Annotated in this window: 15 protein-coding genes and 4 tRNA genes; 6 read left to right on the top strand and 13 right to left on the bottom strand. The window is 38.0% G+C overall.

The window, feature by feature from the left end; translation table 11 throughout:
* The first annotated feature begins 51 nt into the window (after positions 1-51).
* The 4 genes from JWG40_RS14305 (at position 52) to JWG40_RS14290 (ending at position 4393) form a co-directional block, all read left to right on the top strand.
* Positions 52-1446 (top strand): OmpA family protein, encoded by a 1395-nt coding sequence (locus tag JWG40_RS14305; RefSeq protein WP_408611526.1) that lies wholly within the window; start codon positions 52-54, stop codon positions 1444-1446.
* 42 nt (positions 1447-1488) lie between these two features.
* Complete coding sequence (locus JWG40_RS14300; protein ID WP_205286458.1) at positions 1489-2346, top strand: substrate-binding periplasmic protein; 858 nt, start codon at positions 1489-1491, stop codon at positions 2344-2346.
* 5 nt (positions 2347-2351) lie between these two features.
* Positions 2352-3902: a hypothetical protein gene (locus JWG40_RS14295; protein ID WP_205286457.1), complete on the top strand. Its 1551-nt coding sequence runs from the start codon at positions 2352-2354 to the stop codon at positions 3900-3902.
* 80 nt (positions 3903-3982) lie between these two features.
* Complete coding sequence (locus JWG40_RS14290; RefSeq protein WP_205286456.1) at positions 3983-4393, top strand: SRPBCC family protein; 411 nt, start codon at positions 3983-3985, stop codon at positions 4391-4393.
* 22 nt (positions 4394-4415) lie between these two features.
* On the opposite strand, the gene recR is transcribed toward JWG40_RS14290, so the two are convergent.
* The 6 genes from recR to JWG40_RS14260 form a co-directional block, all read right to left on the bottom strand.
* Positions 4416-5024 (bottom strand): recombination mediator RecR, encoded by a 609-nt coding sequence (recR, locus tag JWG40_RS14285; RefSeq protein ID WP_205286455.1) that lies wholly within the window; start codon positions 5022-5024, stop codon positions 4416-4418.
* On the bottom strand, positions 5002-5367 hold the full coding sequence (locus tag JWG40_RS14280; RefSeq protein ID WP_205286660.1) for a YbaB/EbfC family nucleoid-associated protein: 366 nt from the start codon (positions 5365-5367) through the stop codon (positions 5002-5004). Before JWG40_RS14280 ends, recR begins: the two co-directional genes overlap by 23 nt.
* 21 nt (positions 5368-5388) lie before the next feature.
* Positions 5389-6840, bottom strand: a complete 1452-nt coding sequence (dnaX, locus tag JWG40_RS14275; protein ID WP_205286454.1) for a DNA polymerase III subunit gamma/tau — start codon at positions 6838-6840, stop codon at positions 5389-5391.
* A 142-nt stretch (positions 6841-6982) separates the two neighbouring features.
* Positions 6983-7069, bottom strand: a tRNA-Ser gene (locus JWG40_RS14270).
* Between the two features lie 45 nt (positions 7070-7114).
* Positions 7115-7555, bottom strand: a complete 441-nt coding sequence (locus JWG40_RS14265; protein WP_205286453.1) for a nucleoside deaminase — start codon at positions 7553-7555, stop codon at positions 7115-7117.
* Position 7556: 1 nt separating this feature from the next.
* Positions 7557-7630 (bottom strand) — tRNA-Arg (locus JWG40_RS14260).
* A 160-nt stretch (positions 7631-7790) separates the two neighbouring features.
* Between JWG40_RS14260 and JWG40_RS14255 the strand changes: the two genes are divergently transcribed.
* Entirely contained in the window at positions 7791-7967 is a 177-nt protein-coding gene (locus JWG40_RS14255; RefSeq protein WP_205286452.1) for a hypothetical protein, read from the top strand.
* Positions 7968-8022: 55 nt separating this feature from the next.
* Here the strand turns inward: JWG40_RS14255 and JWG40_RS14250 are convergent.
* Both JWG40_RS14250 and JWG40_RS14245 read right to left on the bottom strand, forming a co-directional pair.
* Positions 8023-8109: transfer RNA gene (locus JWG40_RS14250), tRNA-Ser, on the bottom strand.
* Between the two features lie 7 nt (positions 8110-8116).
* Positions 8117-8200, bottom strand: a tRNA-Ser gene (locus tag JWG40_RS14245).
* Positions 8201-8270: 70 nt separating this feature from the next.
* Here JWG40_RS14245 and JWG40_RS14240 point away from each other — a divergent pair.
* The gene (locus JWG40_RS14240; protein ID WP_205286451.1) at positions 8271-9386 is read left to right on the top strand and encodes a class I SAM-dependent RNA methyltransferase; all 1116 of its coding nucleotides are present in this window, start codon (positions 8271-8273) and stop codon (positions 9384-9386) included.
* Between the two features lie 55 nt (positions 9387-9441).
* Here JWG40_RS14240 and JWG40_RS14235 read toward each other — a convergent pair whose 3' ends face one another.
* Genes JWG40_RS14235 through JWG40_RS14215 form a run of 5 tightly spaced genes read right to left on the bottom strand, consistent with a single transcriptional unit; the run spans position 9442 to position 12201 of the window.
* Positions 9442-9642, bottom strand: a complete 201-nt coding sequence (locus JWG40_RS14235) for a YgaP family membrane protein (protein WP_205286450.1) — start codon at positions 9640-9642, stop codon at positions 9442-9444.
* Between the two features lie 47 nt (positions 9643-9689).
* Positions 9690-10568: an alpha/beta fold hydrolase gene (locus JWG40_RS14230; RefSeq protein ID WP_205286449.1), complete on the bottom strand. Its 879-nt coding sequence runs from the start codon at positions 10566-10568 to the stop codon at positions 9690-9692.
* A complete protein-coding gene (locus JWG40_RS14225) occupies positions 10549-11562 on the bottom strand; it encodes a CE1 family esterase (RefSeq protein ID WP_205286448.1) in 1014 nt (337 codons plus the stop codon). The genes JWG40_RS14230 and JWG40_RS14225 overlap by 20 nt, the downstream gene beginning before the upstream one ends.
* Positions 11559-12032 carry a WbuC family cupin fold metalloprotein gene (locus JWG40_RS14220; RefSeq protein ID WP_205286447.1) on the bottom strand — a complete coding sequence of 158 codons (474 nt, stop codon included), beginning with the start codon at positions 12030-12032 and terminating at the stop codon, positions 11559-11561. The genes JWG40_RS14225 and JWG40_RS14220 overlap by 4 nt, the downstream gene beginning before the upstream one ends.
* Positions 12010-12201, bottom strand: coding sequence for a hypothetical protein (locus JWG40_RS14215; protein ID WP_002980451.1), 192 nt, complete (start codon positions 12199-12201; stop codon positions 12010-12012). The genes JWG40_RS14220 and JWG40_RS14215 overlap by 23 nt, the downstream gene beginning before the upstream one ends.

Genomic DNA, 12201 nt, shown 5'->3' with positions numbered 1-12201 from the left:
CAATGGGTTAAAGCGCAATTCCGCACTGTTTATACGCAAAGCAGAAAATCAATGATAAACGGTAGTTATGCGAATCACGTTTATTCCCGAGTGATAGTGATTTTTAACCGTTATGCGTATATTCGCAAAACAAAAGTGCATCAAAAATCAAACATTACTGGATATTTATCACATCTCGTTTATTGTGCATTGTATCTTAGTCTATTGATTTGCTTTCTTTCAATTCCTAAATCAGTTTATAGCCAAACACCCGACCCGGAACCAAGTTTAGTCGTCGCTCCGATCCAAGGGCCAATCAATACAGAATTTCAAGAATTTGGACCAACGATGAGTCCCGACGCGAAGACCTTGTATTTTTATTCCAAACGATCCAGTAAGGGTTATACGGAAATTTTTAAATCTGAACGGAAAAAAGATGGCACCTGGGATTTTCCTGAAGAGGTGGATGAATTAAATTCTCCCTATGATGACCAAAGTCCATTTATAGCAAGAGATGGAAAAACTTTATTATTATCTTCGAATCGAGATGGTTCCGTTGAAGTGATGTTACCTGACGGTAAGGTGGGAATTTCTAGAGATTTATATGTTTCGACTTGGAATGGAAAAACGTGGAACAAACCTGTCGCTTTGCCCAATCCTATAAATACAGAAGAAATTGAAGAGAATCCTCATCTACTCGGTGACACTTTACTTTTTACCAGGTATCCTTTTGGAAAACCAAATTTAGCAAAAGTTTACTTTAGCCAATTTCAAAACAATACATGGTCTACTCCAAAACTTTTACCAACACCAATTAATGATAATTATGCGACTATAGCTGCAGCATTTAATGATGACGGTAAAATTCTATTTTTCTCATCCAATAGACCTGGTGGTTATGGTGGATTTGATTTGTATATGGCTAAAATTGACGGAGAGACTTTTACAGATATTGAGAATTTGGGTGCTCCCATTAATTCAACAGAAGATGAAGCATACATAGTTTTTCAGCAGGTGAAAAAAACTTTTTTATTTTGCAGAAGGGTGGAAGGAAGATCATTTGATATATTTACTGCTTCTGTTCCCAAACAAGATAATATAGTTCAAAAGAAATTGGAGGAATCCAATAAAATCTCTTTAGATTCTATATACTTTGAACGTGCATCCTCAGTTTTGAAACCGGAATCCTCAGGTTCTTTGGATGCTATTGTTGACTTTTTACATGAAAATTCAGAGAAGAAAATGAAAATCATCGGCCATACAGATTTAACAGGAACGTTGGAAGACAATATGGTTCTTTCAAAAGAAAGGGCAGAATCCGTTAAACAGTATTTAGTCTCTAAAGGAGTGGATTCCAAACGGCTTTCGACCGATGGAAAAGGACCAACGCAACCAATGGTGCAAGGTACAGATGAGGCATCGTCTAAAAAAAATCGTAGAACAGAATTTGTACTGATCAATCCTTAATTTTTCCTTGCCGTTTCTATTTCCAAAGAAAAGGTAATGGGGATGTTGCCAATTTCCAGGAACCATAATATTAGGTTTATATCCTTTCTGTTTTTTTTTCTATCTGTTTCGTTATTTGGTCAATCGAGTCAGGTTTTAGAAAAAATAAAAAAAACTAAAACCCTTACAGTTTCCGTGAATGAATTTTATGATCCTTTCTATATTGAAAATCCTAACCCTAATTTTCCAGGGTTAGATGTGGAGTTGGCTCAAGAATATGCAAAATTTCTTGATGTGGATTTAAAAATCATTCCCTTACGTACGTTTGATCAACATGCAAGAATGTTAGAAAAGGGTGACACACAGATTGCGATGGCAGGAATTTCATCTTCCATCAATCGATTTAAAGATGTATATTTTACGGATCCTTATTTAATATCTACGCCGGCAGCTTTAGTCAATCGAACTGCCCTTCCCCCCGAACCAGAAGGACAGATTGTTACCGTTCAATTGTTTCGTAATTTAAATGACCTAACAAACATTACAGGAATTTCTTATTCTGTACTTGCCAACAGTTCAAATCATCAATTTTTAAGAGATGCTTTTCCAAAGGCTCAGATTTTCTCTTATTTTACAAATGAAGCAGCATTGAATGAATTAAAGAAAAATAATGTAAATGCTTTCGTTGCGGATTCGTTTTATATTCAAGCGCTACTACAAAAAGATTCCTCGCTCCGAGCCAACTATTTGCCAATTTTGGGAGTGGTTCAGGAAGACCATATCAGTATGGCAACTGCTAAGAGAGATGTGGAATTCCTTTATAATTTAAATTTTTTCATTAAGGAACTAAAACGCACAGGCAAAATTCAAGTTTTGATTAATAAGTATTTTAAATCCAACCAATGGGTGAAACAAGAATAAAGTCGATGTCATTACGAAATTACCTTTCTCTCTTTTTATTCTGTGTCCTTTTACCGTCTGGATTTTTATTATCACAAGAAGAAGAATCACAAAGAACCTTTATGAACTTCAATGGTTCTTTTCGTGTACGTGCTACAAATGTTGGTCGGGATGTGTTATTAGAAAGGAAAACACCCGTTACACCAATCAATAATCTAGAAAAAGAAAATGCGGAACGTCAACAAACAGAACAGCAGGTCATACAATCTGATTTAGAAAGAAGGCAACAAGGACTACCAAGCCAAATCACTCGTCGGAAGGAGGATGTAAGTTATTACGATTCTCGCTTTTTATATAATATGAGCTTTTCTGCTAATAAATACGTGGAAGGTGTTTGGGGAATGCAAGTAGGTGATATTCCCTTTGGTGGGAAAGGTTTACGAGCGACAGGGCCCGATGGTTTTGATCCTGGATTGGTTGGTCCAGGATCAGGTGGTGAGAGGGGTCGAACCGCTGCGGTCAATGTGCAGACAAACTTTTTATATTTAAACTTTCGAATTCCAGAATCAGGGCTGTTTATTAAAGTGGGGCAGCAACTTTTTAGTTCTGCTCAAGGTCGGGTGTTGTTTTCAACTGGAACTGGCGTTAGTATTCTAAAGAATTTTCAATTTTTGCGGCTCTCTTTGGAAGGTGGAATTTTACGAGCTCGTGATCAAAGTTTTATGGATGTTGATAAAAATGGATTTGCTGATAAAAATTATCAAAGTTCAAATATTTATTACAACCGATTAAAGTTTGAATATTTTCGAAATATTCGAAATGAAGTTTACGCCTATTTTTTGGATGATAATGACAAGTCTGATAATGAAACAGCAAGGCTTGCTTGGTATGGAATGCACAATGAGTTCAATTTTCAAAAGTTCTCGTTTATAGTTCATGGAATTTTAAACACCGGGACTGTTAAAAAATTACGTGCTGTGACAGATACAAATGATGTCACCATTTACAATACTACACAAAGACATTTTATCAAAGGTGGAATGTATGATTTTCAGTTTACTTATCGCTGGAGCGAGTCGCTTAACTTTAATTTGATTGCTCTCGGTACAACAGGAAGACCTGGTTACGATGAGAAAGGACATGAAGCTAATTTAAAAGGAAATGGGTACCGTACCCTTGCGCCTGGATTTTCCATTTCCAACATTGCTACTGACTTTACCGGTGGTTATGCATTGTTCAATGGATCTAGTTTTTCTGGATTGAACGAATATGGTTTGTATTCCAATATCATCGCCTTTGGCCCCTATCAATTTACATTTGGATATTACCAATTGTATGCAACCAAATCTCCAGAGATTCGAATAAATCGAGAGTTTAGTGAACGTAATGGATACAGGACTTCCACTTATATGGGTATGGAGTATAATTTTAACATTCGTTATAACGTAACATCAGATTTTCAGATCATTTTTCGATCTGGTTATTTTGTCGCCGGCGATGCTCTTTTCGTTTTGTTAGATTCGAAATATGGGCGAGTCCTTCGTGAAGCATTTATTGTGTTTGAACATCGATTCTAAAAGCTAATTTTTGATATTGTTGAGTAGTTTGTGGAATCTGATAAATAGAAGTATTTATTCGAAAATTACTGGAGAAAATTATGTTTAAAGTAGTAGATCAAATTTCTATTAACGCTTCGATTCATAAGGTATGGGATATACTCACTAATCCAAAATTTATAAAAGAATGGGACGATATTCCTGAAAATTATTCGGGAGAATCTTTAAGATTAAATACTGTATTAGAATGGGAAGGGCACGCCAAGATGGTAGTGACTGAGTTTGACGAGCTGAAAACATTGAAACTTAACTTATATTTACCAAAAGTCAAATTAGATCCTACCGATTATGATGTTAGTTATCAATATACTCTAACAAATAATGAAGATACTGTTTTAAAATTTGAAATCGGTGATTTTTCGACATTACCTAATGCCGAAGATTACTACGAAAGTACGATCGAGTGGTTGAATACGGCCAAAGTAAAAATTAAAGAGCTAGCAGAAAGGTAAAACAACATTCGCATAAAATCAGTTAAAGTGTTAACCTAGACTTGATTGCTTTTCCTAAAGTGTATTGATCCGAATATTCTAAGGTTCCACCAATAGTAATTCCATGGGCAATTCTTGTAATTTTAATTTCCATTGGTTTGATTACTGTAGAAAGGTAAGAAGCCGTTGCATCGCCTTCAAGAGTTGGATTGGTCGCTATAAGAACTTCCTTCACACCCGTATCTTCTAATCGTTCCAACAGTTTACGAATTCGTAATTGGTCAGGGCCGACTCCATCCAGTGGAGAAATAGCTCCATTCAAAACATGATATTTACCAGCATATTCTTTTGTGTTTTCAATGAAGAAAATATCTTCCGGTTGCTCCACAACACATAGGATACCATTGTCTCTTCTATCAGACAAACAAATAGAACAAACAGGATCTTCTGTAAGTCCCCCACATTCATCACAAAATCTTAGTTTGGCTTTAGCTTCTTCTATATTGGAAAGCCATGCGCGAAAAGTAGAAGGATCCATTCGTAGAATATGAAATCCAATTCTTGTTGCACTTTTTTTTCCAATCCCTGGGAGACTAGAAAAGGATTGGATTAGTTTTTGGAATTGCGGATCAGACAGGTGGAAATCCTCCATCCTTTTGGAGTTGGTTGAAAACTCCTTCAAAGTCACTTGGGTTGAAGCCGAGAACATTTTTCATCTCATGAGCCATCGTTTCTTTGGCTTTTCTTTGTACTTCGTTTGTTGCTGATAGGATTAGATCTTCTAACATTTTTTTGTCATCAGCATTGAACATAATCGGATTAATATTGAGGTTTGTAAGAATTCCATCCGCTGAGGCTGTAACCTCGACCATACCTGCTCCGGCTGATGCGGAAACTCGAATTTGAGCAAGCCGCTTTGTTAGCTCCTCTTGTTTCTCTTTGATATTGCCGAGTTGCGAAAAAGCCTCTCGCATTTGTTTCATTTGATCAAAAATTCCCATACTTACCTTTTGGACTTATAAATTCTTAAATTGTTTGGGATCTACTTCCATACCGGAAAACTTTTCTTTCAAAAGTTTTTCCATATCTTCAGAAGCAGCTGGACTTGCCGTCGCTGGTTTGGTCGGAGGAGCCTGTTCTTGTTTTTGAAGATTTGGTTTGGTCTCGAGTTCGATATTCTGTTTTGGTTTATCGAGAACTGGCGGAGTAGGCTCTGTCATTGGTGGTCTGGATTCTACTTGCGGCGCAGATTGTTTCTTTGTAGGTTCCAAATTTTCGGGAATATGGGAAATATCACCTTGGACAAGTTTGGTGAGCTCAGAGATTTTTGCCAATAGTCCCGATACACTTGGTTTTTCACGATCCAATATCAATTTACGAAATTGAATTTCTAAATAAACTTTCATTTCATAAGAACTTCTAAGTTTCATTAAATTCAATTTTTCGTGGATGGAAAAAATTCTTTCCGCGAGTAAAACTAAAATTTCACGATCCAAATCCCGATAGTTTTGTTTTAGTTTTTGTAAGTCTTCTTGTGGGATGTTGATGGATTCTCTATCCGCCAAGTTGTCTTTGATAAGCAGAAGAGAATTTAAAAATTCAATAAAGTCCCAGACAAATTTGCTAAGATCAATCCCTGCTTGGAATAGATTTTCTAGAGTTTCAAAGATTTGTGCACTTTGAGAAGAATCTAAGAGTTGATTTAAAAAATCGGTAAAGGTATCTATTCCGTGATACCCGATCATTTTTCGAAGTTTGGCGCCCGTTAGATTTCCGTCTGTAAAAATTACAGCTTGTTCCATAAAGGAAAGTGTATCTCGAACAGAACCGTCACCTTTTTTTGCGATCCAGAATAATCCTTCGGAATCGTATTTGAGACCTTCTTTTTCGCAAAGAGTTTCAATGTAGTTTTGTAATGCAGTGACAGGTACTTTTCGAAAGTGAAAGTCTTGGCATCGAGAAAGAATAGTTTCTGGAATTTTATGATACTCAGTGGTTGCTAAAATAAATACAACATGTGCAGGAGGTTCTTCCAATGTTTTGAGAAGTGCGTTGAAGGCAGCACCGCTTAACATATGTACCTCGTCTAAAATATAAACGCGATACTTTCCACCCATGGCGTTGAATTTTACATTTTCACGTAACTCACGGATATTATCGACTCCGCTATTGGAAGCCGCATCGATCTCAAATACATCATTCGAATTCCCTTTGGTAATTTCCAAGCAAGAAGTACATTCGTTACAAGGTTCGACCCCATCTGGTCTTTCACAGTTGAGTCGTTTGGCGAGTATCCTTGCGATGGTAGTTTTACCAACGCCTCTGGGGCCAATAAAGATATAAGCGTGTCCTATTTTTTTTGATTTAAACGCATTTTGCAGCGAACCAACGGCGAGATCTTGGTAAATGACATCGCGAAAAAATTGGGGTCTGTATTTTCGAAAGAGTACTTGGTGGTTTTCGCTCATGTAAGTCCGTATCAAATTCCAACGGATGAGAAATTTGATTCTACCGCTTTGATAATGTATATTCGAAAGCTTTCTTTAGAGGACGCAACTAAAAAGACGAAACATTTCAGGGAGTAAAAGGAAAGGAAATGGGAATAGAACCTGGCGGAGAGACCGGGATTCGAACCCGGGGTGCTTTTGGCACACATGCTTTCCAAGCATGCACAATAGACCACTCTGACATCTCTCCGAACGTTTCTACTGGCTTCCATAAAAAGAAACGGTCAAAAGAATTCTACCTTTTCTCTTTGAAAAAACTAAGAAATTCAAATTTTATGCGGGATCTTGGGATTAGAGTGCATTTGGGAAAGTGATTCAATAGATAAATGGATTCGGTTGTGTAAGAAGAAATCCCTTCGCCCGGTTTTGCTGGAACAAAATAAACCACTTCTGGAATTTTCACTCGTAAGATGGCACCGGCACAAAGGAGGCAAGGTTCGAGTGCGGTGATCAAAATGTGATTGGTTAGATATCGCCCCTCTGTTTTAGAAAGAGCCTCTTCAATGGATAGGAGTTCGCTATGTTTTGTCGGGTTTAATGTTTGTTCGACGGAATTAAATGCGGATGAAAGAAGAGTTCCTTCTTTTGTTATGATTTCAGAATAGGAGGGAATTTCGTTAGGATGGTTGGAAACTGCTTTGAAGTATCGCTCTAAAAACGAGTCGAATGCTTCCACGTGCGCCCAAGAGGATTTGAACCTCTAACCTTCTGATCCGTAGTCAGATACTCTATCCAGTTGAGCTATGGGCGCAATGAATGCTTGAAGCATTTTTACCCAGTCCAAAAGAACGGGTATCTCTATGGTTTTTTTCAAGCGGATGGAGTAAATCAAAAATCCAGCGATTCCTAGATAAAGTAGTATGGAAAGTAGATGGATGGTAGCAGCGAAATAGAGTCCGACGAAGGGAAGGATGGAAACTGCTTGGGCAAATAACAATCCCAATAAGAACAAACAAGTATTAACTGCCGAGTACAAACATGCAGTTACAAAGTCCTGCTGGTTTCTTTTCCAAGTAAATACGGGAACCCAAGAAAAATACAAAGGTAAAACAGCAAATATTTTTGCCGCTTCGTCAGTGACTAAATAAGCCTGTAATTTTTGTAATTTGTCTTTGATTCGGGTGGTATTCATGGCAGTAACATCGGAGACGCAGGGATTCGAACCCTGGGTACGATTGCTCGTACGACGGTTTAGCAAACCGCTCCTTTCGGCCACTCAGGCACGTCTCCAGCGACTCGGAGAAGGTAGGATTCGAACCCACGGTGGGATTACCACGACGGTTTTCAAGACCGCTGCTTTAGACCACTCAGCCACTTCTCCAAGAGTACCTATCCGTTATGTTAAATGCGAGTGCAGTGTCAAATGAATATTCAATGAATGGTTCTAGAGAATGGAAAAGTTGCGTATAAAACTAGAAAAGTGGGTGAATGGTGGTTTCTGTATAGCTCACCATGAGGGACATGCCGTCTTTGTTGAGGGTGGATTGCCTGGTGAATTGGTAGACATAAGTCTTTATAAAACAGGAAACAAAGAATGGTTTGGCTCTGTTTTCGAAGTCATCGAAGCCTCGGCAAGCAGGATTGAATCTGATTGTTCCGTCTTTATGGAGTGCGGGGGATGCAGTTATCGCCATATTTCTTACAAAGATGAGGTGGAAATCAAAACCTCCCTTTTGGAAGCAATGTTTCCTAAGTGGAAAGGCAAAGTGCAAGTTATTACCGGACCAGAGAACGAATACCGAAACAATGTGCAGTGGCAATCAAGCGGTAGAGAAATTGGATATTTTTCAAAAAATACCCATCGAATTGTCAAAGACTCAAATTCTGTCTGCAAAACGGTCGATAAACGTTTGTTATGGGATATGGTTCCGGTAGGGCTCCAGAAATCTGTTTCCAAAAATAAATCCATCCAACTTCGTCTTTCTGCAAAGTCAGTTGTGAATTATGAAAGGGACCAAACAGAAATCAGTATTTTTAATACCAAGTTAAAAGTTCCGGAACGAGGGTTCTTTCAAATCAATCAGTTTCTCATTGAACCTTGGCTTGAAAAAATCAAATCACTTCTGCCAGACTCGGCCAATATTTTGGAACTATTCTGTGGATGCGGAACGATTGGAATTTCGATTCGAGAAAAAATTGAGTCTTTGTATGGAATTGAATCTCACGAAAAAAGCATTCGGTATGCAAAAGAGAATGCAAAGACAAACAACGCTTTGCAGTTTGAGTATGAAGTCAGTGATTTATATCAAAAACACCTTCCAAAGCATGTTTCCACATTTCCAATTTGGATTGTGAACCCGCCGAGGGCTGGACTTTCAGAAGGTATTGTCGAATCAGCATCTATGTTTTCGCCAAAACAAATCATTTATTCCAGCTGTAACCCGAGTACACTCAAACGTGATATTACTAGATTAGAAGCAATAGGATACAGGCTAAATTATATGGGTTTGTTTGATTTTTTCCCGAGAACCCAACATTATGAAGTTCTGGTGAGTTTAAAGAAATAAAGACCCAACTCACAAAGTCAAATTTGTGAGTTGGTTATTGTTTACCTTGTGCGACTTATTTTTCTTTTGTAGTAAATTTAAAAGGAAGGTAAGCCGGGCAAAATCCGATCGCAGAGGTTGCAATCATAACAAGTCCGATAACAAATAGGACAATCGCTGTGGTTCCTTCGACTACCCCACCCAAATACAAACCACCTAATACCAATCCAACGACCACTCGAATGACTCTGTCATAAAGACCCATATTTTGAAACATATTCAATCTCCTTAAAGAACATAAGACGAATGAAACGGAAAGGTTTCTTATTTATTTTTTTGTAACCATTCTAAAATCAATTTGGTAACTTCTTCTCTTTTCTCCCAATGAAGAAAGTGGCCGGCATGGTCGAAACCTATTTTACGAAAACCACGGGGAAAATCGGTTTCATCTAATAGATGTTCAAAGAGATTTTTATGAAAACATCCATCATTCAATCCGTATAGAATCTGTGTTGGAACAGTAATTTGTGAATCTAAAATTCCTAATATACTTTCTCTCCCAGATTCTGTGAATAAATCGTTTAAATTGCGATAGTAAGCAAGAGCAGAAGAAAGAATTCCTGGATTTTGAAAATTTGCCTTAATTTCCGCTAGGTGGTCCTGGTTCGGCATAAAACCGGGAGACCAGTCTTTCCATAAATAATCCACCAAAGCAAATCCGTTGGAGCGAATCGTTAGTTCTGCTAAAAATGGAATTTGGAACAAAACAACATACCAAGAGTGGATCGTTTGTTGGGGTGCCCAAAAAAAAGAATCTTGGTAGGTTCGAAGTAGTGGAACTCCGAGGCTTGTGATGGATTTGATTCGATTGGGATAATACATTCCTGCTGCAAAGGCGATCACAGCACCCCAATTATGACCCACCAAATGCACCGAATCCCACCTGCGATCTTCCATCCAACCCAAGACATCATCGACTAAATCTACTACGTGTAGTTTATGAGCATGTGAGATTGTGGAAGGTTCATACCCTCGCATAACAGGTGCAATGCAGTGATACCCTTTTTTCCCGATTTGTTCCATAATAGGTGCAAAGGTTTTATGGTTATCCGGAAAACCATGAAGGAAAATTACAGGTTCTCCTGATCCTGTCTCTAAAGTGGTAAATACAGTGGATGAATTTCTAATTTCCGAATGGTGCATTGTTTACCAACTTTTCCTTTTTATAGGTCGTTCTAAAGAATTGTAACACAATTTCTCTTGTATCCAAGTCCTTACTTAAATACCCATATTGTTTTTCATTTTGGTAATAAAATCCATTAGGCCAGATATGGCCTCCTCCCGGAATCAAATACCCTTCTACGATTTGATCCGAATGGCAGTCTGTAAATTTGGAATACTCTATGTCTCGTTTCCAAAATTTGTTTAAGTGACGTATTTTAGATTTTGTTTCTTCTTTGCAAACAAACGGTGAAGTCCAAAACTCTAATGATTCTAAATAGGAAAGAACGTCTCCTGCAGCAATACGTTTGGTACCATTATTAGGATCTGCAGGAATTGCCACCGGTCCCCCCAAATAAGGAACTACGTCATCATACGTTCCCATTATGAAACCTATGGATTTATGAGGAGGTGGGTTACAAATTTCTTTTAATCCCTTGGAAGTAACTGCAGCCACCGAATAACCAGAACTAAATAAATCGGGCGCTTCGCATAATAAGCGTTGTGTCATAAATCCACCGTTGGAAATTCCCACTGCGTGAATTCGGTTATAGTCTACTGGAATTTGTGTATCTAAATGACTCACCATATCTCGAAAAAATTCTACATCTTTTGTATTTCGTTTATCGGTTAAAGAATGAGGAATTTTCCTTCCATCGTTCCAACGGTTGGCATAACCATCGGGATAAACAGCAATGAACCCATACTCTTCTGCCTTTTCAGACATACGAGTGAGGTAAATCATTCCTTCCCCACTCCCGCCCCCACCATGCAAAATAAAAATTACTGGTAACCGGTTTTCTTTGATTTGTTTGGGAACGTAGTAACGAAAGGTTCTTAAAATTCCATCTGAAGATATGGACTCTAATTTATGTTCTTTTACAGGAACAATGGAAGGAAGAGATTTACAAAAAAATGATAAGGAAACCATAAGCAGTGATAGAGATAATTTCTTAGTGAAAGAAATCCAATTCATACAAACAAAGATTCAAAAGCTTTGATAGTTTCTGGAACTTTGGGATTTCCTTCCAGAGGGTAGTTCGGATGAAACTCTTTATCTATTTTTGGATCATAAGGTCCGGACTTTCCTTCAAAACAAACTGCGTTCTCTGACAAACAAACTAGACTATGCCATACACCTGGTTGTAGGTCAATTCCTCGTTTGGGACCAAATGCCGAAAGTTTATGTGTTTCTTTAATTTTTCCAGTTTCCTCGAAGATCAAAAATCCAATTTCTCCATCCAAAACAACAAAGGTTTCCGGTTTCGGATCCGACAAATGTCTGTGAGGTGGAATGTAGGTGTCTTTAGAAAGAACGTTTAGAAACCTTTGGTATACTTCCGTTGGTTCGTGGAAATTGTGATTAGTACGTTTTCTTACGGTGGTTTTGGCTTTTTTTACGAGTGATTCGATTAAGACGGAATCAATAATTTGTATTTCCTGCAAGTTGACCTTCCAATTCCTGCTCGATGAAGGCTAACATATCCGGAACACAAGCCGTACAAGTATCAGCTGCTCCCATCTCGCGGGCAACTTCTAGTATAGGTCGATTGGATTCTTTGACAACATTTAAGATAGATTCAAAGAAAACTTCTGCACAGTGACACTTGATCAT

It is taken from the genome of Leptospira abararensis, from assembly GCF_016918735.1.
Taxonomy (GTDB): Bacteria; Spirochaetota; Leptospiria; order Leptospirales; family Leptospiraceae; genus Leptospira_A; species Leptospira_A abararensis.
This window is presented reverse-complemented; position numbering and strand designations above follow the sequence as displayed.